This is a genomic window from Stenotrophomonas sp. Steno-Z1 (genome assembly GCF_056393175.1).
In genome coordinates this window covers 79,544-102,926 of the sequence record NZ_JBWJPB010000002.1, presented here as the reverse complement: position 1 = coordinate 102,926, position 23,383 = coordinate 79,544, and the positions used below count along the sequence as shown (strand labels likewise).

General features: G+C 68.4%; 29 protein-coding genes. 23 read left to right on the top strand and 6 right to left on the bottom strand.

Translation table 11 applies throughout. The annotated features are described in order from the left end of the window. The first annotated feature begins 45 nt into the window (after positions 1–45). From AC06FD_RS07215 to murU, 3 genes are all read left to right on the top strand, one after another. Positions 46–315, top strand: coding sequence for a GlsB/YeaQ/YmgE family stress response membrane protein (locus tag AC06FD_RS07215; protein ID WP_259203711.1), 270 nt, complete (start codon positions 46–48; stop codon positions 313–315). A 61-nt stretch (positions 316–376) separates the two neighbouring features. Further along, positions 377–1,402: an aminoglycoside phosphotransferase family protein gene (locus AC06FD_RS07210; protein WP_478077432.1), complete on the top strand. Its 1,026-nt coding sequence runs from the start codon at positions 377–379 to the stop codon at positions 1,400–1,402. Continuing rightward, positions 1,399–2,100: an N-acetylmuramate alpha-1-phosphate uridylyltransferase MurU gene (murU, locus tag AC06FD_RS07205; protein ID WP_478077431.1), complete on the top strand. Its 702-nt coding sequence runs from the start codon at positions 1,399–1,401 to the stop codon at positions 2,098–2,100. Before AC06FD_RS07210 ends, murU begins: the two co-directional genes overlap by 4 nt. Before the next feature lie 614 nt (positions 2,101–2,714). On the opposite strand, the gene hda is transcribed toward murU, so the two are convergent. From hda to AC06FD_RS07190, 3 genes are read right to left on the bottom strand one after another with little or no spacing between them, the layout of a single operon-like run. Beyond that, complete coding sequence (hda, locus tag AC06FD_RS07200; protein WP_259203707.1) at positions 2,715–3,425, bottom strand: DnaA regulatory inactivator Hda; 711 nt, start codon at positions 3,423–3,425, stop codon at positions 2,715–2,717. Beyond that, complete coding sequence (locus AC06FD_RS07195) at positions 3,422–4,594, bottom strand: AI-2E family transporter (RefSeq protein WP_259203705.1); 1,173 nt, start codon at positions 4,592–4,594, stop codon at positions 3,422–3,424. Before AC06FD_RS07195 ends, hda begins: the two co-directional genes overlap by 4 nt. After that, positions 4,591–5,712 (bottom strand): DUF2066 domain-containing protein, encoded by a 1,122-nt coding sequence (locus AC06FD_RS07190; RefSeq protein ID WP_259203702.1) that lies wholly within the window; start codon positions 5,710–5,712, stop codon positions 4,591–4,593. The genes AC06FD_RS07195 and AC06FD_RS07190 overlap by 4 nt, the downstream gene beginning before the upstream one ends. 138 nt (positions 5,713–5,850) lie before the next feature. Here AC06FD_RS07190 and purM point away from each other — a divergent pair, with 138 nt between their 5' ends. The 7 genes from purM to AC06FD_RS07155 all read left to right on the top strand — a co-directional run bounded on the left by purM (position 5,851) and on the right by AC06FD_RS07155 (position 10,627). Further along, entirely contained in the window at positions 5,851–6,876 is a 1,026-nt protein-coding gene (gene purM, locus AC06FD_RS07185) for a phosphoribosylformylglycinamidine cyclo-ligase (protein ID WP_478077759.1), read from the top strand. A 22-nt stretch (positions 6,877–6,898) separates the two neighbouring features. Continuing rightward, on the top strand, positions 6,899–7,312 hold the full coding sequence (locus AC06FD_RS07180) for a hypothetical protein (RefSeq protein ID WP_478077430.1): 414 nt from the start codon (positions 6,899–6,901) through the stop codon (positions 7,310–7,312). After that, on the top strand, positions 7,309–7,770 hold the full coding sequence (locus AC06FD_RS07175; protein ID WP_478077429.1) for a hypothetical protein: 462 nt from the start codon (positions 7,309–7,311) through the stop codon (positions 7,768–7,770). The genes AC06FD_RS07180 and AC06FD_RS07175 overlap by 4 nt, the downstream gene beginning before the upstream one ends. A gap of 47 nt (positions 7,771–7,817) precedes the next feature. Continuing rightward, entirely contained in the window at positions 7,818–8,429 is a 612-nt protein-coding gene (locus AC06FD_RS07170) for a DUF2238 domain-containing protein (protein WP_394163985.1), read from the top strand. Then, the gene (purN, locus tag AC06FD_RS07165) at positions 8,426–9,085 is read left to right on the top strand and encodes a phosphoribosylglycinamide formyltransferase (RefSeq protein ID WP_394163895.1); all 660 of its coding nucleotides are present in this window, start codon (positions 8,426–8,428) and stop codon (positions 9,083–9,085) included. The genes AC06FD_RS07170 and purN overlap by 4 nt, the downstream gene beginning before the upstream one ends. A gap of 67 nt (positions 9,086–9,152) precedes the next feature. Continuing rightward, complete coding sequence (locus AC06FD_RS07160) at positions 9,153–9,941, top strand: DUF3108 domain-containing protein (RefSeq protein WP_478077428.1); 789 nt, start codon at positions 9,153–9,155, stop codon at positions 9,939–9,941. 2 nt (positions 9,942–9,943) lie between these two features. Next, positions 9,944–10,627, top strand: a complete 684-nt coding sequence (locus tag AC06FD_RS07155) for a DUF3108 domain-containing protein (protein WP_259203690.1) — start codon at positions 9,944–9,946, stop codon at positions 10,625–10,627. A 66-nt stretch (positions 10,628–10,693) separates the two neighbouring features. Here AC06FD_RS07155 and AC06FD_RS07150 read toward each other — a convergent pair whose 3' ends face one another. The 3 genes from AC06FD_RS07150 to AC06FD_RS07140 form a co-directional block, all read right to left on the bottom strand. Beyond that, on the bottom strand, positions 10,694–11,005 hold the full coding sequence (locus AC06FD_RS07150) for an EF-hand domain-containing protein (RefSeq protein WP_259203688.1): 312 nt from the start codon (positions 11,003–11,005) through the stop codon (positions 10,694–10,696). Beyond that, positions 11,002–12,276, bottom strand: a complete 1,275-nt coding sequence (murA, locus tag AC06FD_RS07145; RefSeq protein WP_259203687.1) for a UDP-N-acetylglucosamine 1-carboxyvinyltransferase — start codon at positions 12,274–12,276, stop codon at positions 11,002–11,004. Before murA ends, AC06FD_RS07150 begins: the two co-directional genes overlap by 4 nt. A 118-nt stretch (positions 12,277–12,394) precedes the next feature. Continuing rightward, entirely contained in the window at positions 12,395–12,628 is a 234-nt protein-coding gene (locus tag AC06FD_RS07140; RefSeq protein WP_259203684.1) for a BolA family protein, read from the bottom strand. Positions 12,629–12,681: 53 nt separating this feature from the next. On the opposite strand from AC06FD_RS07140, the gene AC06FD_RS07135 reads away from it, so the two are divergent. From AC06FD_RS07135 to ptsP, 13 genes are all read left to right on the top strand, one after another. Then, positions 12,682–13,683, top strand: a complete 1,002-nt coding sequence (locus AC06FD_RS07135; protein ID WP_259203682.1) for a KpsF/GutQ family sugar-phosphate isomerase — start codon at positions 12,682–12,684, stop codon at positions 13,681–13,683. Positions 13,684–13,724: 41 nt separating this feature from the next. Continuing rightward, entirely contained in the window at positions 13,725–14,273 is a 549-nt protein-coding gene (locus AC06FD_RS07130; RefSeq protein WP_259203680.1) for a KdsC family phosphatase, read from the top strand. Then, positions 14,270–14,830, top strand: a complete 561-nt coding sequence (lptC, locus tag AC06FD_RS07125) for an LPS export ABC transporter periplasmic protein LptC (RefSeq protein WP_478077427.1) — start codon at positions 14,270–14,272, stop codon at positions 14,828–14,830. Before AC06FD_RS07130 ends, lptC begins: the two co-directional genes overlap by 4 nt. Positions 14,831–14,979: 149 nt before the next feature. Then, the gene (gene lptA, locus AC06FD_RS07120) at positions 14,980–15,534 is read left to right on the top strand and encodes a lipopolysaccharide transport periplasmic protein LptA (RefSeq protein WP_259203674.1); all 555 of its coding nucleotides are present in this window, start codon (positions 14,980–14,982) and stop codon (positions 15,532–15,534) included. Next, positions 15,534–16,253 carry an LPS export ABC transporter ATP-binding protein gene (gene lptB, locus AC06FD_RS07115; RefSeq protein WP_259203671.1) on the top strand — a complete coding sequence of 240 codons (720 nt, stop codon included), beginning with the start codon at positions 15,534–15,536 and terminating at the stop codon, positions 16,251–16,253. The genes lptA and lptB overlap by 1 nt, the downstream gene beginning before the upstream one ends. A 41-nt stretch (positions 16,254–16,294) precedes the next feature. Further along, positions 16,295–17,734, top strand: a complete 1,440-nt coding sequence (locus AC06FD_RS07110; RefSeq protein WP_478047530.1) for an RNA polymerase factor sigma-54 — start codon at positions 16,295–16,297, stop codon at positions 17,732–17,734. A gap of 58 nt (positions 17,735–17,792) precedes the next feature. Further along, positions 17,793–18,110 (top strand): ribosome hibernation-promoting factor, HPF/YfiA family, encoded by a 318-nt coding sequence (gene hpf / locus AC06FD_RS07105; RefSeq protein WP_259203666.1) that lies wholly within the window; start codon positions 17,793–17,795, stop codon positions 18,108–18,110. A 21-nt stretch (positions 18,111–18,131) separates the two neighbouring features. Then, positions 18,132–18,584: a PTS sugar transporter subunit IIA gene (locus AC06FD_RS07100; protein ID WP_259203665.1), complete on the top strand. Its 453-nt coding sequence runs from the start codon at positions 18,132–18,134 to the stop codon at positions 18,582–18,584. Continuing rightward, positions 18,581–19,531, top strand: a complete 951-nt coding sequence (gene hprK / locus AC06FD_RS07095; protein ID WP_259203663.1) for an HPr(Ser) kinase/phosphatase — start codon at positions 18,581–18,583, stop codon at positions 19,529–19,531. The genes AC06FD_RS07100 and hprK overlap by 4 nt, the downstream gene beginning before the upstream one ends. Continuing rightward, positions 19,528–20,424, top strand: coding sequence for an RNase adapter RapZ (gene rapZ / locus AC06FD_RS07090; protein WP_394163898.1), 897 nt, complete (start codon positions 19,528–19,530; stop codon positions 20,422–20,424). The genes hprK and rapZ overlap by 4 nt, the downstream gene beginning before the upstream one ends. A 117-nt stretch (positions 20,425–20,541) precedes the next feature. Next, positions 20,542–20,934, top strand: a complete 393-nt coding sequence (locus AC06FD_RS07085; RefSeq protein ID WP_256775714.1) for a PTS sugar transporter subunit IIA — start codon at positions 20,542–20,544, stop codon at positions 20,932–20,934. Beyond that, positions 20,927–21,196, top strand: a complete 270-nt coding sequence (locus tag AC06FD_RS07080; protein WP_259203658.1) for an HPr family phosphocarrier protein — start codon at positions 20,927–20,929, stop codon at positions 21,194–21,196. Before AC06FD_RS07085 ends, AC06FD_RS07080 begins: the two co-directional genes overlap by 8 nt. Positions 21,197–21,198: 2 nt before the next feature. Further along, positions 21,199–22,977, top strand: a complete 1,779-nt coding sequence (gene ptsP / locus AC06FD_RS07075; protein ID WP_478077426.1) for a phosphoenolpyruvate--protein phosphotransferase — start codon at positions 21,199–21,201, stop codon at positions 22,975–22,977. Positions 22,978–23,383: the final 406 nt, after the last annotated feature.

Genomic DNA, 23,383 nt, shown 5'->3' with positions numbered 1-23,383 from the left:
CCTGGCCTTGCTAGGCTGCGTCCACCCTCCGAAGGCGCAGATGGCATGAACGGATTGTTCGGCAGCACCAGCTGGCTCTACATCATCCTGGTCGGCTTCGTGGTCGGCCTGCTCGGGCGCTTCTTCATGCCCGGCAACAACCGCATGGGCTGCCTGCTGACCATCGGCCTGGGCATCGTCGGCGCCCTGCTGGCCGGTTGGTTCGGCCAGTACATGGGCTGGTATGCCGCCGGCGAACCGGCCGGTTTCCTCGGCGCGGTACTCGGTGCCGTGGCGATCCTGGCCCTGTTGCGACTGGTCAGCGGCAAACGCTGATCATCTCCGCCTCCTCCCCCTTCCCTGGCGCCTGCACGGTGCCGCTTCGACGTACCCGTCCATGAACGATCCCGCTTCCGATCCCCTGCGCGCCGAGCTTCGCCGACAGTGGGCCAGCACCGCGCTCGGCGACCCGCACCTGGCGCTGGACCGCGCCTCGGTCGACGCCGGTTTCCGCAGCTACTGGCGTACCACCAGCGCGGCCGGCAGCCACATCGTGATGGACTCCCCGCCCGGGCTGGAAGATGTGCGACCGTGGCTGCGCATGCATGACCTGCTCGAGCCCAACGGCGTGCGCGTGCCGCGCGTGCTGGAACGCGATGTCGAGCAGGGCTTCCTGCTGCTGGAAGACCTGGGTGGCCCCACGCTGGCCCGGCACATCGATGCCGACAACGCCGATGCGTGGTTCGACGCCGCCTTCGCGCAGCTGATCCGCCTGCAGCAGATTCCCGTGCCCGAGGGCATGGGCAGTTTCGGCGAGGCACTGCTGCAACGCGATGCCGGCCTGTTCGACGAATGGTTCCTGCAGCGCCACCTCGGCCTGCAGCTGGACTGCGGCGAGCTGGAACAGTTGCAACTGGCGCATCGCCGCTTGATGGACAACGCCCTGAACCAGCCGCAGGTGCTCACCCACCGCGACTTCATGCCGCGCAACCTGATGCCGGTCGACGGCGGCCCGGCGGTGCTGGATTTCCAGGACCTGGTGCGCGGCCCGATCGCCTACGACCCGGTCAGCCTGTTCAAGGATGCCTTCCTGAGCTGGCCGCTGGAGAAAGTGGACGCCTGGCTGGCGCGTTACCACGCCCTGGCATTGGCCGCCGGCCTGCCGGTGCGGCCGTGGCCGCAGTTCCTGCGCGATGCCGACTGGATGGGCGTGCAGCGCCACCTGAAGATCCTCGGCCTGTTCGTGCGTCTGCGCGATCGCGACGGCAAGGGCCACTACTTCGAGGATGCGCCGCGCTTCATCGCCTACCTGGACGAAGTGCTGCCGCGCCACCCCGAACTGGCCGCGCTGGACGACCTGCTGCAGCAGCGCATCAAGCCGGCGCTGGCGCAGTTGGCCGGCCCGATCCCGGCGCGCCCATGAAGGCGTTGATCTTCTCGGCAGGCAAGGGCGAGCGCATGCGCCCGCTGACCCTGCACACGCCCAAGCCACTGCTGGTGGCCGGTGGCAAGCCGCTGATCGTGTGGCACCTGGAGCGCCTGGCCGCCGCCGGCATCGAGGACGTGGTGATCAACACCGCGTGGCTGGGCGATCAGTTCGCACCAGCACTGGGCGACGGCAGCCGCTGGGGCCTGCGCCTGCACCTGCTCGCCGAGGGCGCCGAACCGCTGGAAACCGGCGGCGGCATCCTCAATGCACTGCCGGTGCTCGGCGATGCGCCGTTCCTGGTGGTCAATGGCGATGTGTGGACCGACGTGGATTTCGGCTCGCTGCCCGCCTCGCCGGCCGGCGACGCCCACCTGTTGCTGGTCGACAATCCCGCCCAGCACCCGCGCGGGGATTTCATCCTGCATGCCGATGGCCGGGTCGACGACGTGGGCGAGGCAACGCGCCTGACCTATGCCGGTATCGGCGTGTACCGGGCGGGCATCCTCGACGGCTGGCGCACGGTGATCGGCGACACCGCCGGTGCGGCGATGCAGCCGCCGCAGTTCGGCCTGGCGCCGTTGTTGCGGCACGCGATGGCACAGGGACGCGTGAGCGGCCAGTACCATCGCGGCCAATGGACCGACGTCGGCACCCCGGAGCGGTTGGCGCAGCTGGATGCGCAGCTGCGCTGACGGCACGGGTACCAGAGCGGGCGCCACGCCTGATCACCCGTAGAGCCGACCGTTGGTCGGCTGCCTTGAAAAGGCCAGAAGAGCAGCCGACCAACGGTCGGCTCTACAGGCGGCGTGGGCCGTCTTCCAGCACCTGGCGCAGAACAGCAGCCAACCAACCGGCGCTCGTAGAGCCGACCGTTGGTCGGCTGCCTTGAAAAGGCCAGAAGAGCAGCCGACCAACGGTCGGCTCTACAGGCGGTGTGGGCCGTCTTCCAGGACCTGGCGCAGAACAGCAGCCAACCAACCGGCGCTCGTAGAGCCGACCGTTGGTCGGCTGCCCTGAAAAGGCCAGAAGAGCAGCCGACCAACGGTCGGCTCTACAGGCGGTGTGGGCCGTCTTCCAAGACCTGGCGAAGAACAGCAGCCAACCAACCGGCGCTCGTAGAGCCGACCGTTGGTCGGCTGCCCTGAAAAGGCCAGAAGAACAGCCGACCAACGGTCGGCTCTACAGGCGGTGTGGGCTGTCTTCAAGGACCTGGCGCAGAACAGCAGCCAACCAACCGGCGCTCGTAGAGCCGACCGTTGGTCGCTGCCTTGAAAAGGCCAGAAGAGCAGCCGACCAACGGTCGGCTCTACAGGCGGTGTGGGCCGTCTTCCAGGACCTGGCGCAGAAACGGCACGGTGATGCGCCGCTGCGCGGCCATCGATTCGCGGTCCAGCCAGTCCAGCAGGCTCACCAGGCTGCCCAGTTCACGGCCGGTGCGGGTGAGCAACCATTCGATCGCCGCTTCGTCGATCGCCAGCCCGCGGCGCAGCGCGCGCTCGCGCAGCACGGCTGCGCGGCCTTCGTCGTCCAGCGGCTGCAGGTGCAGGCGCACGCACTGCTGCAGACGCGAGCGCAGGTCCGGCAGCACCAGGCCCAACTGGTCCGGCGCATGCTGCGCGGTGTACAGCAGGGTGATACCGGCACTACGCGCGCGGTTGTGGAAATCGAACAGCGCCACTTCGTCCTCGCGCTGCCCGGCGACGGCATCCAACCCGTCCAGCGCGACCAGATCACGCCCCTCCAGCGACTCCAGTGCGGCGCGGGTGCGCCCCACCACCGCCTTCAACGGCAGGTAGGTCGGCTGCCGCCCGGCCTGCTCGGCCAGCGAACACATCGCCAGCGCCTGGTGGGTCTTGCCGGTGCCGGCCGCGCCTTCCAGGTACACCCAGTCATGCGCGGCTCCCACCGCGATCGCACGCAGCTGCGCCAGCGCACCGTCGGGTGCACCGATGAAAGTCTCGAGCCGCTCGTCCTGCGGGTAGCGCAGGGCGAGCGGCAGCTGCGGAACGACGCTCACTGCGGGTCGGGCGCCTTCGGCGAGGTATCCACGATGATGGTCGGCTTGTCCAGGTAGGCATCGAGCACGATCGCCGACTTCTCACCTGCATAAAGATCGCTCTGGCGATAGCGCTGGTGCGCATAGCGCAGCAGCACGTTGCTGACCGCCGCCACCGGCAGCGCCAGCAGCATGCCGAGGAAGCCGAACAGCTGGCCGCCGGCCATCACCGCGAAGATCACCGCCACCGGGTGCAGGCCGATCTTGTCGCCGACGATGCGCGGGGTCAGCACGTAGCTTTCCAGCAACTGGCCCACGGTGAACACCACACCCACCAGGATCAGCAGCTTCAGGTCGAAGCCCTGTGCCTGCACCAGCGCGGCGGCGATCGCCATCACGATGCCGGTGGTCGCGCCCAGGTACGGGATGAAGCTGATCAGGCCGGCCACCAGGCCGATCAACAGGCCCAGCTTCAGGCCGACCAGCGACAGGCCGGCGGCGTACACCACGCCCAGCGCGATCATCACCAGGAACTGGCCGCGGATGAACGCGCCGAGCACTTCGTCGGACTCGCGCGCCAGCTTGGTGATGGTGCCGATGTGGTTGCGCGGGATCATCGAGGCCACCCGCTCCACCAGCTTGTCCCAGTCGCGCAGGAAGTAGAACGCCAGGATGGGCAGCAGCAGCAGGTTGACGACCCAGGTCACCATGGTGAAGCCCGAGCGCGAGACGTAGCCGAAGAAGGTCTTGGCGAAGCCGCCGGCCTGCTGCCAATGGCTGCGCACCCACTCGATCAGCCGGTCCGGGTCCATCCACTGCATGATCTCCAGCCCGGTCTTCTGCTCGAACCAGGGGATGCCGGTCTGCATCAGCCACTGCTGGGCCTGCGGGATGGCCGCGATCAGGGTGGCGATCTGGCGCTCGATCATCGGCACCAGGATCAGCAGCGCGGCGGTCAGCATCAGCACCATCGCCACGAACACCAGCACTACGCCGGTATTGCGCGAACGGCCGGTGGCCTCGATCCGGTCGACCAGCGGGTCGCCCAACCAGGCCAGCGCCAGGGCCAGCACGAACGGGGTGAGGATCGGGCCGAGCAGCCAGATCACCCAGCCCACCGCCAGCGCCGCCAACACGTATTTGAGGCGGCGCAGGAACTGCGCGATCTCTGCTTCGGGTGTCAGGATCATCGCAGGCGGTACTCGTTGCTGGCCGGGGGCGGCGGGGTGCCGGGCGGGTCATTGGCATCGACCGGCACCGGCAGCGGGGCCAGCGGCGCGATCACGCCGTTGTCGCCGAGCATGCGGTTCAGGCCGGCCAGGCCGGTGGTCATGTCCAGCGACAGCTCCAGGCGGTTGCCGGAGGCGCGCAGCGGGGTGATGTTGCGCACCACCGGGTTCTCACGCAGGCCGGCGGCCAGGCGCAGGTAGTCCTCGGCGCTGTCCAGCCCCACCACCACGATGGTGTAGCTGCCGGCCGCGCCGGTGGCCACGCCGGGCTTGGCATAGCGGCGCACCAGCGCATCGGCGGCACCATCGGCGCCGCCGGCCATGGCACGGCGGGCATCGCTGTCCTTGGTGGTCCACTTGTTCAGTTCCTTGCCGCCGTCCACGAACACCCAGTCGGCCACCCAGCCGCCGTTGGCGCGGTACAGCTTGCCCACCAGCTGCATCGGCGGGGCGTAGCGCGAGGAGGCGCGGGCGACCGCGGCGGTGTCCTGGCGCCAGATCGCCCCGACCAGGGCCTGTTCGGCCGCGCTGCCGCCGGGCAGGCCCAGCTTGTAGCCACGCTCGACCGCACGGTTCAGCAGCGGACGGGCCGCATTGGCCTGCTGCACGCTGACCAGGCGCGGGCCGGAGCCATCGTCGATGGCCAGCCAGACCACCGGCTTGGGCCGCGGCTGCGGCCACAACGGCAGGCCCAGCGCGGCGATCAGGCCATCCACGTCGTCCTCGCGGAAGCGCGCCACCAGCATGGTGCGGAAGCTGGGTGCACCGCTGGCCGAGGTGCTCTGGTCCTGGCGGTAGTCATAGCTGGCCACGTAATCCTTGGCCCCACGCAGCGCCTGGCCCACCCCGGGGCGGCCCATCACGCTGCGGTCGCCGGACAACTTGCCCAGCACCACGCCGAGCGCACGTGCCAGGGCACCATTGCGGTCGCCGTCGGCCTGGCTGTTGACCGGGACTTCGGCTTCATAAGCACCGCTGGCCGTGGCCACGTCGCCTTCGGTTCGCAGTCCGCTCTGGGCCATCGTGGCCACCGGCAGGCATAGCGTGAGGAGCATCATCAAAAAGAGGCTGCGGCGCATCAGGACTTCCATTGAGCGTATCCGGGGGGAATTGTTGCCCGAATAGGGCCTGCGCGCCAACGTGGCCTGTTAAAATCGCGCTTTCACCCCAGCGCAGCGCCGACGCCCGTGACCAATTCCCCGTCCAACCCCTCCCCCCTGACCTACCGCGACGCCGGCGTCGACATCGACGCGGGCAACGAACTGGTCGAGCGCATCAAGCCGCTGGTCAAGCGCAGCTTCCGCCCGGAGGTCATGGGGGGGCTGGGTGGCTTCGGCGCGCTGTTCGACCTGTCCAACAAGTACCGCGAGCCGGTGCTGGTGTCGGGGACGGACGGCGTGGGCACCAAGCTGAAGCTGGCACAACAGCTGGGCCGGCACGACACGATCGGCATCGACCTGGTCGCCATGTGCGTGAACGACGTGCTGGTGCAGGGCGCCGAGCCGCTGTTCTTCCTGGACTACTTCGCCACCGGCAAGCTGGACATCGACACCGCCGCGGCGGTCGTGGGCGGCATCGCCAATGGCTGCACCGAGGCCGGCTGCGCGCTGATCGGCGGCGAAACCGCTGAAATGCCCGACATGTATGCCCCAGGCGAGTACGACCTGGCCGGCTTCACCGTGGCCGGTGTCGAGAAGAGCGAACTGAAGGACGGCGCCAGCGTGGCTGCCGGCGACGTGCTGATCGGCATCGCCTCCTCCGGCCCGCACTCCAACGGCTATTCGTTGGTGCGCCGCATCTATGACCGCGCCGGCCAGCCGGCCGACCTGGAGCTGGACGGCGGGGTCAAGCTGGTCGATGCGCTGATGGCGCCGACCCGCCTGTACGTCAAGCCGATCCTGGCGCTGTTGAAGGCCCACGGCGCGGCCATCCACGGCATGGCCCACATCACCGGCGGCGGCCTGACCGAGAACATCATCCGCGTGGTGCCCGAGGGCCTTGGCCTGGACATCGACGCCTCCTCCTGGACCCTGCCGCCGGTCTTCCAGTGGCTGCAGAAGGAAGGCGCCGTGGCCGACAGCGAAATGTGGCGCACCTTCAACTGCGGCATCGGCTTCGTGCTGATCGTGGCCCCGGACCAGGTGGCCAGCGTGACCGCCGCCGTCGAGGCCCAAGGCCTCGCCCAGTGGACCATCGGTAAGGTCACCCCGGCCGACGGCGCCGAGCGCGTGCGGATCGGCTGACATTCCACTGAAGGAGTTGCGCATGGATGCATCGATTCCCGTTGCGCCGAATGCCCACGGCCTGAGCCACACAGACGAGCTTCTCCTGCGCTGGCTGCCGAGGCTGCACGTCATCATGGCCGTGCTGCTGTTGCTGTGGACGATCCCGAGCTGGTGGATCGTCAACGACATGTTCGCGGACATGTCGGCGCAAGCGCGGCCACCGGCACCGTGGGCTGATGCGCTCCCCTATCTGTCTGCGGCGATTCCGGCGGGCATGGGGGTCGTATGTTTGATCGCGGGCATCTGCCTGGCCCGCCGCCGTGGCTACGCCGCATGCATGGTCGCTGCAGGCGTGTCATGCGTGACCTTCCCGGCCATCGCCCTCGGTGTGCCCACGCTGATCCTGCTGACTCGCCCGGCCGTAAAGGCCCTGTTCGGACGTAACCGGCCATGACCACGCCCGTGCTGCCGACCTCTCCACTGTCGCTGGAAGACGCGTCGCACCTGCGATTGCTGTCGATCTTCCACTACGTCCTGGCCGGCCTGACCGCGCTGTTCTCGCTGTTACCGTTGATCCATTTGGGCATCGGCATCGCTGCGCTGAGTGGCGCGATGCCCCTTGAAAGCAATGGCGGGGCGGCGTCGCCTGATGAGACCCGGCTGTTCGGCTGGATCTTCATCGCGATCGGCTCGATCCTGATCCTGTGCGGGCTGACCCTGGCCGGCTTCATGGCCTATGCCGGCCGCTGCCTGGCCCGCCAGCGCCGGCATACGCTGTGCCTGGTGGTGGCGGCGCTGGCGTGCATGTTGATGCCGCTGGGCACGGTGCTGGGCGTGTTCACCCTGATCGTGCTGCTGCGCCCGGAGGTGGAGGCCAGCTTCAGTGCCGCCGACGGTACGGTCGCAGCATGAGTGGCGGCAGCACCCTGCCCGTGTCCGGCTTGGCGCGTGCGCGGCGCATGGCACCGCCCAAGCGGGCCGCGTTCGCCGGCGTACTCGGGGTGTTCGCGCTCACCTGGGTCCAGCCGATGTGGCCGCTCGAACAAGGGCTGCACAGCACCCTTACCGTGATCGGCCTGGTGGCACTGTGGTGGGTGGACCGCCGCTGGCCGCTAGGCAGCGGCGCGTTCGCCGCCATCTGCGGATTCATCGCCATCCACTGCATCGCTGCGCGTTGGCTGTATTCCAATGTGCCGTACGACGCGTGGCTGCAGGCGGCCGTGCACTGGTCGCCGAACGCAACCTTCGGCTGGGAACGCAACCACTTCGATCGGCTGATCCACCTGCTGTACGGCGTCTGCTTCACCCCGGCGCTCACTCAGCTGACCCGGCATGCGTGGCCGGCCCTGCGCACCGGCCAGGCCTTCGCGTTGGCCGTCATGGCGGTGATGTGTACGAGCCTGGTTTACGAATGGCTGGAATGGGGCATCGCACTGCTGCTCTCGCCGGAAGCCGCTGAGGCCTACAACGGCCAGCAGGGCGACATGTGGGATGCGCACGCGGACATGCTGCTTGCCACCGTTGGCAGCGTGCTGGTGTGGCCGCTGGCCCGCCGCGAGGCTGGCCGATGAGCACGCGCAGCCGCATCGCGGTGCTGGCCTCCGGGCGCGGCAGCAACCTGCAGGCGATCCTGGCCGCGATCGAAGCCGGCCGGCTCGACGCCGAGGTGGTCGCGGTGCTGTCCGACAAACCCGACGCCCCGGCGCTGCACCACGTGGCGAGCGAGCGCCGCTGGGCCCGCTCGCCCAAGGCGTTCGCCGACCGTGACAGCTTCGATGCGGCGCTGGGCGATGCACTGGCCGGCTTCCGCCCCGACTGGGTGGTCTGCGCCGGCTACATGCGCATCCTTGGCCCGGCGTTCGTGGCGCGCTTCGCGGGCCGCCTGGTCAACATCCACCCCTCGTTGCTGCCGCTGTACAAGGGCCTGCACACCCACGCACGGGCGCTGGAGGCCGGCGATGCCGAGCATGGCGCGAGCGTGCATTTCGTGGTGCCCGAACTGGATGCCGGCACGGTGCTGGCCCAGGCGCGGGTACCGGTGGAGCCCGGCGACAGCCCGGAAACCCTTGCCCAGCGCGTGCTGGCGGTCGAACACCCGCTGTTGATCGCGAGCCTGCAATGGCTGGTGGCCGGCCGCGTGGCTGAACGCGAGGGACAGCTGGAGGTGGACGGTCACCCCCTGTTTATCCCGTTGCGCCTAGATTGCGCCGGCAAGCTGAACGGGTGAGCCGCGCGCACACGCGCCGCTGATCCTTGCGCTGGCATCCTCTCCCCTCCCCCCTTTTCCCGTCCGCATGAAGATCACTTCGTCCAAGCCAGTGCTGCTGCTCGCATCCCTGCTGTGCACCGTGGCGATCGCACAGGCGCAGGAACCGCCGGCGCCAGCGGCAACGCCGCCGCTGCCGGCCGTGCCGGCGATCAGCTGGGAAGCGCCCGCGCTGGAACCGTTCACCGCGACCTACCAGGCCCTGTACAAGGGCAAGGACGCCGGCGATGCCACCATGCGGGTCACCCACACCGGCGGCGCGCAGTGGCGGGTGGACATGCAGGTGGTCGGCCGGCGCGGCTTCGCCAGCGTGCTCGGGCTGAACCTGGAACAGAGCACCGTGTTCGAGAAGCGCGGCGACACCTACGTGCCGATCAGCCAGGCCACCGTGCGCAAGGGCCTGTTCCTGGGCAAGAAGGTCAGCGGCACCTACAACTGGCAGGCCGGCACGGCGCAGTGGCTGGGCGACCTGAAGAAAGAGCGCACCCAGCCGATCGCGCTGCAGCCGGGCGACCAGAGCGCGCTGCTGATCAACCTGGCGATCATGCGCGACGCCCGCCCCGGTGGGCAGATGCATTACCGCTACGTGGACGTGGGCCGCGTGCGCCAGCACGACTACCAGGCCGCCGCGGATACCGAGAACGTGCAGGTCGGCGACCTGTCCTACAACGCGCTGCGGGTCCATCGGACCAACGGCGGCAATGACGAAACCATCCTCTGGATCGCCAACGGTGTCCCCACGCCGGTGCGCATCGTGCAACGCGAAGATGGCGAAGATCGGATTGATCTGCGCCTGATCGAATACCAAGGAGTCTGAGCATGAACCTGATCAATCGCCCGCTGACCTGGATCGCCGCCGGCGCACTGGCCCTGGTGAGCTTGCCGGCCATGGCCCTGGAGCCGTTCAAGGCCGACTACCTGGCCAGCTACATGGGCATGCAGGCCAACGGCACGATGACCCTCACCAGCGAAGGCGCCAACAAGTGGCGTTACAGCCTGAAGGTGAAGAACCAACTGGCCGACCTCAGCCAGAGCACGGTCTTCGACGAAAGCAACGGGCGCCTGCGCCCGCTGAGCAGCAACGATCGCTCGGTGCTGCTGGTGAAGAAGCGCAACGTGGATGCCACCTACAACTGGAGCAGCAACCAGGCCACCTGGACCGGCGATGTGAAGCCGGACCGCCGCGGCCCGGTCGCGTTGAAGACCGGCGACATGGACGCACTGCTGATCAACCTGGCGATCGCCCGCGACCTGGCCGCCGGCAAGCCGCTCACCTACCGCATGGTCGACGAGGGCCGGATCAAGCCGATGACCTACAAGGTGGTGGGCCAGGAAAAGATCAACGTCGCCGGCAAGTCCTACGACGCCACCAAGGTCTCGCGCACCGATGGCAACAAGGAACTGATCGCCTGGATCGTCAAGGAGTTCCCGGTGCCGGCCCGCCTGCTGCAGCGTGAGAGCGGCAAGGACGCGCTGGATCTGACGATCAAAGGGATGAATTGACGGCATGGCGCCGACCCTGGGTCGGCTGCCCGCCCGATGGAAAACGCCCGCTTGCGCGGGCGTTTTTCATTCCTTGCTGGCGTCCTCGCCAAACACCGTCTTGCAGTCCACGCGGATCTGCTCGCCGCTGCTGCGCCAGTAGAAGGTGCGGCAGTGCCGGTTGCCTTCCTGGGTGCTCTTGATGCCCACTGCATAGAACGCCTGCAGCACTTCGTTGCGGCTGACCGTGCCATCCGCGTTCCAGTCCATGTCCTGCTGCTCGATGCCCTGGGTGATGGCGATGTCGGCGTACCAGGCATAGCCCAGCCACGCCAGCACCACCAGCACCAGCACCAGCAGCGCCTTGCGGCGGCGGGTGAACGTCCCGCGCAGGATCATGCGGCCACGCGCCGGATGCTGGCGCCGAGCGAGGACAACTTCTCTTCGATGTTCTCGTAGCCGCGGTCCAGGTGGTAGATGCGGTCGATGGTGGTGTCACCCTCGGCCATCAGGCCGGCCAGGATCAGCGAGGCCGACGCGCGCAGGTCGGTGGCCATCACCGGCGCACCGCTCAGGTGCTCGCTGCCGCGCACGATCGCGGTATGGCCTTCCACCTGGATGTCAGCGCCCAGGCGCAGCAGTTCATTGACGTGCATGAAGCGGTTTTCGAAGATCGTTTCGTTGATCACGCCCACGCCGTCGGCCACGCAGTTGAGCGCCATGAACTGGGCCTGCATGTCGGTCGGGAAGGCCGGGTACGGCGCGGTGGTCAGGTTGACCGCGCGCGGGCGCTTGCCTTCCATGTCCAGGGTGATGCTGTCGTCGGTGGTCTCGATCTTCGCGCCGGCTTCCACCAGCTTGGATAGCACCGCGTCCATGGTGTTGGGGCGGGCGCGGTTGACGGTGACCTTGCCGCCGGTCATCGCCGCGGCCACCAGGAAGGTGCCGGTTTCGATGCGGTCGGGCAGCACTTCATGACGGCCGCCGGACAGCTTCTCCACGCCTTCGATGACCAGGCGGGCGGTGCCCAGGCCTTCGATCTTGGCGCCGAGTGCGATCAGGCAGTGCGCCAGGTCGGTGACTTCCGGCTCCATCGCCGCGTTGTCCAGCACGGTGGTGCCTTCGGCCAGCACGGCGGCCATCAACACGTTCTCGGTGCCGGTGACGCTGACCATGTCGAACGTGAAATGGGCGCCCTTCAGGCGCTTGGCCTGCGCCTTGATGAAGCCGTTCTCCACGGTGATCTCGGCACCCAGGGCCTGCAGGCCCTTGATGTGCTGGTCCACCGGACGCGAGCCGATCGCGCAGCCGCCGGGCAGCGACACTTCCGCGGCGCCGAAGCGGGCCAGCAGCGGGCCCAGCACCAGGATCGAGGCGCGCATGGTGCGCACTAGCTCATACGGAGCCACGTGCTGGTTGACCGGGCGTGGATCGACCACGATCGCGCTGCCACGCGACAGCGTGCCCTGGTCGATGGTGACCTTGGCCCCCAGTTCGCCCAGCAGCTTCACGGTGGTGACCACGTCGTGCAGGTGCGGCACGTTGGTGATTTCCACCGGTGCGTCGGCCAGCAGGGTGGCGCACAGGATGGGGAGGACGGCGTTCTTGGCGCCGGAAATGTTCACTTCACCGTGCAGCGGCTTGCCGCCGGTCACTACGATCTTGGCCATGGAGTCTACTTGGGGTCAGGTAGAGCCGACCGTGGGTCGGCAGGTAGAGCCGACCGTTGGTCGGCTGAGCAGAACCGACCGTGGGTCGGCTGAAAATCGCGCGAGGGGGCGTCCGGAATCAACCGGCGCCTTCGGCGGTGGTCACGGTCTTCAGCGCCAGCGCGTGGATCGCCCCGCCCATCAGATCGCCGAGGGTGGCATAGACCATGCGGTGGCGCGCCAGCGGCAGCTTGCCGGCAAAGGCGTCGCAGACCACGGTGGCCTCGAAGTGCACGCCATCGTCGCCCTGCACGTCCGCGCGGGCGCCAGGCAGGCCGGTTTCGATCAGATTGCGGATGGTCTCGGCGTCCAACGGGCTTTCCTAATAAAATGAGCGCTCATTCTACTCTTCCGCGTGGCGCCCGCATGGCTGTATCGCCCCTGCTCCCTCATCCGGCCGACGCTGCGGCACTGGTCGCCAGCGGCCGCCGCGTGTTCCAGATCGAGGCCGATGCCCTGGCCGCGGTGGCCGACCGCCTCGGCGATGCCTTCAGCCAGGCCTGCCAGCTGGTGCTGCAGGGCAAGGGCCGGGTGGTCGCCACCGGGATGGGCAAGTCCGGCCACGTGGCGCGCAAGATCGCCGCCACCCTGGCCTCCACCGGCACCCCGGCCTTCTACGTGCATCCCGGTGAAGCCGGCCACGGCGACCTGGGCATGATCACCGAGGACGACGTGGTGCTGGCGCTGTCCTATTCCGGCGAGTCGGACGAACTGCTGATGCTGCTGCCGGTGCTCAAGCGCCAGGGCAACCGGCTGATCGCCATGACCGGCCGCCCGCAGTCCAGCCTGGCCCTGGCCGCCGACGTGCATCTGGACGTCAGCGTGCCGGCCGAGGCCTGCCCGCTGGCGCTGGCCCCCACCTCCAGCACCACCGCCTCGCTGGCGATGGGCGATGCGCTGGCGGTGGCCCTGCTGGACGCGCGCGGCTTCACCGCCGACGACTTCGCCCGCTCGCACCCGGCCGGCAGCCTGGGCCGGCGCCTGCTGCTGCACATCACCGATGTGATGCACAGCGGCGAGGAGCTGCCGCAGGTCGGCGCCGACGCCAGCCTGAGCGAGGCGCTGGTGGAAATGAGCCGCAAGCGGCTGGGCATGACCGCCGTGGTCGACGCCGACCAGCGCCTGATCGGCCTGTTCACCGACGGCGACCTGCGCCGCGCCCTGGATACCGAACTGGACGTGCGCAGCGCGAAGATCGCCGAGGTGATGACCCGCAACCCGCGCACCATCGGCGCCGACCAGCTCGCCGCCGAAGCCGCCCGGCTGATGGAAACCCACAAGATCACCGGCCTGATGGTGGTCGACGCGGCCGGCCGGCTGGTCGGCGCGCTCAACATTCATGACCTGTTGCGGGCGCGGGTGGTTTAAACCACAGTTCCCTTCCGCCATTCAGCCAGATCCCCCTGCCGATGCCCTACTCCCCGCTGCCCGGTTTCCCGTCCCACCTGCATGCCATCGCCGGCCGCATCCGGCTGGCCTGCTTCGACGTGGACGGCACGCTCACCGACGGTCGGCTCTACTACGACCGTGAGGGCAACGAGAGCAAGGCGTATTACGTGCAGGACGGACTTGGCCTGAAACTGCTGCAACAGCACGGCATCCACCCGGTGCTGATCACCGCGCGCAACAGCCTCTCGGCGCAGAAGCGCGGCGCGGACCTGGGCATCGACACCCAGATCGCGGTCGGCGACAAGCTGGCCAGCGTGCGCGCGCTGTGCGAGACCCACGGGATCGGCCTGGACCAGGTGGCGTTCATGGGCGACGACCTGCCCGACCTGGCCCCGCTGTGCGCGGTCGGCCTGGCCGTGGCCCCGGCCAATGCCCACCCCTGGATCGCCGAGCGCGTGCACTGGCAGACCCGTGCCGACGGCGGCCGCGGTGCCGCGCGCGAGCTGTGCGACGTGCTGCTGGCCGCCCAGGGCCAGGTGGATGCGGTCCTGGCGAGGTTCGGCGCATGAGCTGGCGCACCGCCCTGGGCGGGCTGCTGCTGGTCGCCGCGCTGCTGAGCGGCTGGTCGCTGCTGCGCCACCGCGACAAACCGGCGGCCGAGGTGGTCGACGACGGCACCAAGGATTACGTGCTGCACGACTTCCAGATCGTGGCGCTGGACGACCAGGGCAAGGAGTCCACCACCCTGCAGGCGCCGCTGCTGGAGCGCTCGCGCAGCGATGAGACCATGACCATCGCCACCCCGCTGTTCCTGCTGCCCGACAACGAAGGCAACCATTGGGAACTGCGCAGCGAGAAGGGCTGGGTGAGCGCCAAGGGCGACCAGCTCAAGCTCAGCGGCAACGTCAGCGGCGACAGCCCCAAGGTCGCCAGCGTGCCGCCCACCACCTTCCGCACCGACCACCTGGACGTGTTTCCCAAGGAAAACCGAGCCAAAACCGATGCCCTGGTCACCATGACCCGTCCGGGCATGACCCAGTCCGGGGTCGGCTTCGAGCTGGATTCCAAGAGCAAGACCTACCAGTTCCTGAGCCAGTCCAAGGGCCGCTACACGCCCCAACGCTGAGCCGGTGCCGCCCGGGCGACGTCCTCAGGACCGGCGCCGGCGGCACAGCACCACCCGATTCACCGGCCGCGCCCCCGCCTGGCCACGACCCCGACGATGCCCGGCCGCCCACGGCCACGCCCCCAACACTGGCAGGACAAACCAACTCCATGAAGATCCTATTTGCAGCCGCCTGTGCGATCAGCCTTCTGGTCCCCGCCTTCGCCGTCAGCGCGAAGTCCACCGACCGCAACGAAGACATGGCCATCGACGCCGGCGCCCAGTCGGGCACCTTGGTCGGCGATGGCAAGACCGTGCTCTCCCAGGGCGTGATCGTCACCCAGGGCACCCTGGACCTGCGCTCCTCGGACGCGGAGATCTACATGAAGGACGGCGAGGCGGTGCGCGCGGTGTTCACCGGCAAGCAGGCCAAGCTCAAGCAGCAGCTCGATGACGGCACCTGGATGGATGCCAGCGCCGACCGCATCGACTACGACATCAAGTCCGAAGTGCTGACCATGACCGGCAATTACCACGTCAAGAGCGCGCGCGGCACCAATGCCGGCCAGAAGATGACCTACAACACCCGCACCGGCGAAATGAACAGCGGTGGCGACGGCACCCGCGTGCGCACCGTGATTCCGCCCAAGAACAAGACCGCCGCGCCGGCGGCGGCCACGCCGGCCACCAAGACCACCGTCCCCACCGCCGGGAGCAAGAAGTAATGCTCGTCGCCAAAGGCCTGCGCAAGCGCTACAAGCAGCGCGAAGTGGTCAAGGATTTCGGCCTGACCCTCGAAGCCGGTGAAGTGGTGGGCCTGCTCGGCCCCAACGGTGCCGGCAAGACCACCTGCTTCTACATGATCGTCGGGCTGGTCGAGGCCGACGCCGGCAGCATCGTGCTGGACGGCAAGGACATCACCGCCGACCCGATGTACACCCGCGCCAAGCAGGGCGTGGGCTACCTCCCGCAGGAGCCGTCGGTGTTCCGCAAGCTCACCGTGGCCGACAACCTGCGCCTGGTGCTGGAGCTGCGCGAGGACCTGGACAAGGCCGGGCGCGAGAAAGAGCTGAATTCGCTGCTGGATGAACTGCAGCTCGGCCACGTGGCCGACCAGTTGGGCGCCAGCCTGTCCGGTGGCGAGCGCCGCCGCTGCGAGATCGCCCGCGCGCTGGCCGCGCGCCCGCGCCTGATCCTGCTCGACGAACCCTTCGCCGGCGTCGATCCGATCTCGGTCGGGGAGATCCAGCGCATCGTCACCCACCTCAAGCAGCGTGGCATCGGCGTGCTGATCACCGACCACAATGTGCGCGAAACCTTGGGAATCTGCGACCGCGCGTATATCCTCAACGAAGGCAGCGTACTGGCGCAGGGGTCACCGGACGCGATCCTGGACAATGCCGATGTCCGTCGCGTCTACCTTGGGGACACCTTCAAGCTCTGACCGGCGGCCGTCGCAACGCCTTCCCTTCGTTCGGCACAGGCATGAAAGCACGGCTGCAGACATCGCTGGGGCAACAACTGGTCATGACGCCGCAGCTGCGTCAGGCGATCAAGCTGTTGCAGATGTCCAGCGCCGAACTCGAGCTGGAAATCGCCGAGGCGGTGGAAACCAACCCCCTGCTGGACTGGGCGGAAAACGCCGAGCCCGGCCTGGAGGTGGCGCCCGGCGACGACGATCGCCCGGCCACCCCCACCGATACCCACACCGACGGCGAGCACCAGGCCACGGCCAGCGATGACTGGGCGCCCGGCGAGGGCGACTGGAGCAGCGGCAACAGCGGCGGGTCGTTCGACGATGACGACAACGGCAGCGCCGCCGAGCGCGTGGCCGAGACCGAAAGCCTGGCCGACCACCTGCTGTGGCAGCTGCACCTGTCGCACCTGTCCGTCCGCGACCGCAGCATCGGCGCGGCGCTGATCGACGCGTTCGAAGACGACGGCTACCTGCGCGAGCCGCTGTCGACGATCGCCGAAACCCTGCTGCCGGCCATTCACGCCGATGAAGCCGAGATCCTCACGGTGCTGCACCAGATCCAGCGTTTCGACCCGATCGGGGTGGGCGCGCGCAGCCTGGGCGAATGCCTGCAGCTGCAGCTGGACGTGCTCGCCCCGGAGACCCCCGGCCTGGCCCTGGCCAGGCGCATCGCCGACGGCCCGCTGGAGCGGCTGCCGCGCAGCGGCGTCGCCGGTCTGGCCCATGAACTGCGCGAACCGCTGGCCGAGGTGGACACCGCCGTCCAGTTGCTGCGCTCGCTCGACCCGCGCCCCGGCACCCAGATCGGCGAACTGGCCCACGACAGCTATGTGGTGCCCGACTGCGTGGTCTGGCGCCAGAACGGGGTCTGGCGCGCCGCGCTGGCCGCCCACGCCGGCCCCAAGGTGGTGATCCACCGTGGCTACGAACAGATGATCCGCCGCTGCGGCGATGCCGACGCCGGCTACCTGCGCGCCCACCTGCAGGAAGCACGCTGGCTGCTCAAGGGGCTGGAGGCGCGGGGGGAGACCCTGCTGCGGGTCATGCGCAGCCTGCTGCAGCAGCAGGCCGCGTTCCTGGAGTTCGGCGAACAGGCACTGCGCCCGCTGACCCTGCGCGAGGTCGCCGGCGAACTGGGCCTGCACGAATCGACCATTTCCCGCGCCATCGCCCGCAAGTACGTGCGCACCCCGCGCGGCACCCTGGCGCTGCGCGCGTTCTTCGCCTCGGGCATCGACACCGACAGCGGCGGGGAAGCGTCCAGCACGGCCATCCAGGCCATGATCCGCCGCCTGATCGATGATGAGAACCCGCGCAAACCGCTTTCTGACGCCAAGCTGGCTGACCTGCTCAAAACCTCGGGAATACCGGTGGCGCGCCGCACCGTGGCGAAGTATCGTGAGGCCATGAACATTTCCGCCTCGCACGAAAGGGTAAGAATCGTCTGACGCTTCACCGCGCCAGGCGGGAAGGTTCATTGGCAAATCCGAACAAAGGAGAAACCCGATGCGCATCGAGACGTTTGGTAAGGATGTAGAAGTGACCCCGGCCCTGCAGGAGTATGTGGAGACCAAGTTGCAGCGCCTGGGCAAGCACTTCGACCAGCACTGCGAGGTGCGCGTGACCCTTGGCCTGCGCAAGAACGAGCACCACGTCGACGCCAGCGCCAACGTCCCCGGCCAGACCCTGCATGCCGAGGCCGGCGGCCAGACCATGTATGCCGCCATCGACATCCTGGCCGACAAGCTCGACCGCCTTGTCATCAAGCACAAGGAGAAAAAACAGCAGCACGCACCGCTGCCGGTGGGCGACAATGACGACTGACGTCCTCGCTCTTCCCCCGACATGCCCTTGACTGATCTTCTGGCGGCCGTGCGCACGCAAGTGTTGCCGGCCGCCGATCGCGACAGCGTCCTGCTCGCCGCCGCCCGGCTGCTGGCCTGCCGCGAAGCCAACGCCGAGCAGATCTACCAGAACCTGTGCCAGCGCGAACTGCTGGGCAGTACCGCGATCGGGCATGGCATCGCCATCCCGCACGGCCGCGCCCCGTTGCTCGAGCGCCCCCGCGGCGCCCTGCTGCGGCTGGAAGCGCCGATCGCGTTCGGCGGCGACGAACCGGTGGACCTGGTGTTCGCCATTGCCGTTCCCGCCCACTACACCCATCAACACCTGATGCTGCTGTCCGAGCTGGCCGAGCTGTTTTCCGAGCCGGCCATCCGCCAGGCGCTGCGCGAAGCGCGCGACGGCGAGGCACTGCGTCGGGTCATCGAATTTCCCCCGCCGGCGAGCGCCGCATGAATACCAGCATCACCGCGCGTGAGCTGTTCGAACAGCAACGCGACCGCCTGGCCCTGCGCTGGATCGCCGGGCAGCAGGGCGAACGCCGCGAACTGGAAGCGGGCAACACCGTGTCGCGGCGCCCGTCGCTGGCTGGCTACCTCAACGCGATCTACCCCAACAAGGTGCAGATCCTGGGCACCGAGGAACTGTCCTGGCTGGATTCGCTGGATTCGCGGCAGCGCTGGGAAACCATCGAACGGATCATGCAGTCGCACCCGCTGGCGCTGGTGATCACCCGCAACCAGCCCTGCCCGGAAGACCTGCGCGCGGCCGCCGACGAATCGCAGACCCCGCTGTGGATCTCGCCCAAGCGTGGCCACGAACTGCTCAACCACCTTTCCTACCACCTGGCCCGCACCCTGGCGCCGCGGGTGATCCTGCATGGCGTGTTCATGGAGATCTACTCGATCGGGGTGCTGATCACCGGCGAGGCGGGGTCGGGCAAAAGCGAGCTGGCGCTGGAGCTGCTCAGCCGCGGCCACCGGCTGGTGGCCGACGACGCCCCCGAATTCACCCAGATCGCCCCGGACGTGCTCGATGGCACCTGTCCGGAACTGCTGCAGGACCTGCTGGAAGTGCGCGGGCTGGGCGTGCTCAACGTGCGCGAGATGTTCGGTGACACGGCGGTAAAGAAGAACAAGTACCTTCGCCTGATCGTGCACCTGACCAAGCCCATGACCGAACCCACCCCGCACGGCTACGAGCGCCTGACCGGCGATTCCGGCACCCGCCACGTGCTGGACCTGGACGTGCCGCTGATCACCCTGCCGGTCATGCCCGGCCGCAACCTGTCGGTACTCACCGAGGCGGCCACCCGGCTGCACATTCTGCGTACCAAGGGTATCGACCCCGCGGCGATGTTCATCGCCCGCCACAGCAACCTGTTGGAACGACGAACGCCATGAGTACCCCCGCCCCCGCCTCCGCCCCAGCCGCCGCGACCCTGATCATCGTCAGCGGCCTGTCCGGGTCGGGCAAGACGGTCGCGCTGAAGACCCTGGAAGACCTCGACTACTACTGCTCGGACAACCTGCCGATCAACCTGCTGCCGGACTTCGTCCGCAGCCTGCTGGCCGGCCACGATGCCGATGCCCCGCGACGGCTGGCGGTGGGCATCGACGTGCGCGGGCAGAGCGACCTGAGCCAACTCTCGCACTGGCGCGAAGAAGCCCAGGCCGCCGGCCTGGACGCGCAGTTGCTGTTCTTCGATGCCACCGACGAGACCCTGCTCAAGCGCTACGCCGACACCCGCCGCCGGCACCCGCTGAGCCAGCTGGGCCTGTCGCTGCCGGAAGCCATCGCGCGCGAGCGCGAACTGACCGCGCCGCTGCGCCGCGCCGCCGATGCGGTGATCGACACGACCAGCCTCAACGTGCACCAGTTGCGCCGCAAGGTGGTGACCGAGTTCGCCCTCACCCATGGCAACAAGCTGTCGCTGCTGTTCGAATCCTTCGCCTACAAGCGCGGCGTGCCGGCCGAGGCCGACTTCGTGTTCGACGTGCGGGTGCTGCCCAACCCGCATTGGGACCCGGCGCTGCGCTCGATGACCGGCCGCGACGCCGGCGTGCGCGAGCACCTGGATGCGCAGCCGGACGTCCAGCGCTATGCCGCCCAGCTGGTCGACTTCCTGGACACCTGGCTGCCGCGCCTGGGTAATGACACCCGCAGCTACGTGACCGTGGCCTTCGGCTGCACCGGCGGCAAGCACCGCTCGGTGTACATGGCCGAGCGCATGGCCCGGCACGCGCGGGACCAGGGCTGGGCCGAGGTGGCCACCTTCCATCGCGAACAGGACTGATCGCACGGCGGTCGCCGGCGTCCTCCGGCCATCACCCGGGTAACGGCCGGGGGCTCCCGGGCCAGACCCTGCGGCTCCCCCTACCCCCAATTCATGTTGACCTGTTAACGTTCGAAGATGACCTGTGGCATTCTCCTCGTAACTCATCCTGGCGTTGGCACCTCCCTGCTGGAGGTGGCGACCCGGTTGCTGCGGCACCTGCCGCTGAAGACCGACGCTTTCGAAGTACCGTTCGACGCAGACCTGGACGTCCTGCTACCGCTCGCCTCGGCCGCCTTGCGCCGGGTGGACAGTGGCCAGGGCGTGCTGATCCTGACCGACCTGTACGGCGCCAGCCCCAGCAATCTGGCCGGGCAACTGGCTCGTCTGGGCACCCCGGTTCGCCGGGTTTCGGCGCTGAGCCTGCCGATGTTGTTGCGGGTGATGAATTATCCGGAACAGGGACTGGATCAACTACCTGCCACTGCTGCGGCAGGCACTCGCAATGGAGCGATTGTCGACGATGCTTGAACGTGAACTCACCGTATCCAACCGCCTGGGGCTGCATGCCCGCGCCACTGCAAAGCTGGTGCAGGAGCTGGCCCCATTCCGCTGCAACGTGACCATGGCCGCCAAGGGCCGCGAGATCAACGCAAAGAGCATCATGGGCGTGATGCTGCTGGCCGCCGGCCAGGGCACCCCGGTCACCGTGCGCATCGACGGCGAAGACGAAGCCGCCGCGATGGAGGCGGTGGTCGCGCTGTTCGAGCGGCGTTTCGACGAGGACAGCTGAGCATGCCGGCGCCGCCGTCGCGACCGGGTTCCGGCACACCGGCACGGACGGCGTCCGGTGCCCTGCTGCTGGCCGGCCACGGCGCCTCGCGCGGCAATGCCCTGGGCCGGGCCCGGGTGCGCCTGCCGCACGCGCTGGAAGTGGCCGAACAACGTATCCCGCCGGCCAAAATCGACGCCGAACTGGCGCGCCTGCACGTCGCGGTGGATGCCGCGCGTGCGGAAATGCACGACCTGCGCCAGCGCCTGCACGGCGCCCTGAACCAGGAAGTCGGTGAGTTCCTCGACCTGCATGCGCTGCTGCTGGACGACCCCGAGCTGCTGTTCGGGCTGGACGAGCTGATCCGCAGCGGCCCGTACAGCGCCGGCTATGCGCTGCGCGTGCAGCGCGACCGCCTGGCCAAGGTCTTCGACGGCATGGACGATGCCTACCTGAAGAGCCGCATGGACGACCTGGACCATGTGATCGGGCGCATCCATGCCTTCCTGCAGAAGCGCCCGCCGGACGTGAAAGGCATGGCCGGGGAGATCCTGGTCTGCGACAACATCGCCCCCTCCGAGCTGGCCCAGCTGCAGGCCCACGGCGTCGTCGGCATCGTCACCGCCGGTGGCAGTGCGCTCTCGCACAGCGCGATCCTGGCGCGCAGCCTGCACCTGCCGCTGATCGTCAACGTGCCCAACGTGCTGCAGAAGGTCGCCGATGGCGACGTGCTGATCATCGATGGCAGCGACGGCACGGTCACCATCAACCCGCAGGCACCGGACCTGCGCGGCTACCGCGTGCGGTTGCGCGAGCACGCGCGCGAGCAGCGCGAACTGGGCCGCCTGCGGACCAAGCCGACGCGCACCCGCGACAACGTCGACATCGCCCTGCTGGCCAACGCCGAATCCAGCGAGGACGTCACCCAGGCGCATGCGCTGGGCGCGCATGGTCTGGGCCTGTACCGCACCGAATTCCTGTTCCTGCAGCGCAACGAACTGCCCGACGAGCAGGAGCAGTTCGAGACCTACCGCGATGCCGCCCTCGGCATGAGCGGGCGGCCGGTCACCATCCGCACCCTGGACCTGGGCGCGGACAAGGCCGACCGCACCGGGCTGACCCTGAGCAACGAAGAGAACCCGGCGCTGGGACTGCGCGGCGTGCGCCTGTCACTGGCGCGGCCGAAGGTCGCCGACACGCAGCTGCGCGCGATCCTGCGCGCCTCGGCGTACGGCAAGCTGCGCATCCTGATCCCGATGGTCAGCACCCGCGAGGAGATCCTCGCGGTGCGCCGGCGCCTGCACAAGCAGGCCGCGCTGCTGCGGGCCGAGGGCTACGAGGTGGCCGAACACATTCCGTTCGGCGCGATGATCGAAGTGCCGGCCGCGGCGATCGCGCTGGAGAGCTTCATCGACCTGGTCGACTTCCTGTCGATCGGCACCAATGACCTCGTGCAGTACCTGCTGGCCGCGGACCGCAACAACGAGGCGGTCGGCGAACTGTACTCGCCGCTGCATCCGGCGGTGGTCCGGCTGCTGGCGCATATCCTGCGCACCGGCCAGGCCTACGACATCCCGGTGGCGGTGTGCGGGGAGATCGCGGGCGACCCGCTGATGACCCGCCTGTTGCTGGCCCTGGGCTTGACCGAGTTCAGCCTGCACCCGGGCACGTTGCTGGAAGTGCGGCGTGCGATCCGCGACAGCGACCTGTCCGTGTTGCAGGCCATGGCGCCGAAGCTGCTGCAGGCGCGCGACCGCCGCGGGATCGAACGCTGGATCGAAAAGGCCGGCCTGACGAATTGAAACATGGATCCAATTTTCGCAACTCGATGCGGCTCCAAGGACAGACGTACGGAACAGCTGCAACAAATGGAAGCCTTGCAACAGTGCCCTTCAACATGGCTGCAATGAAGAGCATGAGTAATCGCGAAACGAGCGCCCAAGGCACCTTCAATGCGACGGCATTGCACGAAGGCTCGCACGGTCTGGATAAGCGCGACAGAATCAGCAAGGGCACGCCCCCCCATGGTGGGTAGCCGTCGATCGTTGCTTCAAGGCGAACTTCGCGCGTATCGCGCCGAGGCCGCTTATCACGAGTCCCTCCAGCTCCGTTTCCCTTGGGGCCGTTGGAAAATTGGGACCGGCCGCGACGAAGACGCCATCCAATCCCAGGCCAAGGGGAGCGTAAAAACCTCCTGTCAGAACGGGG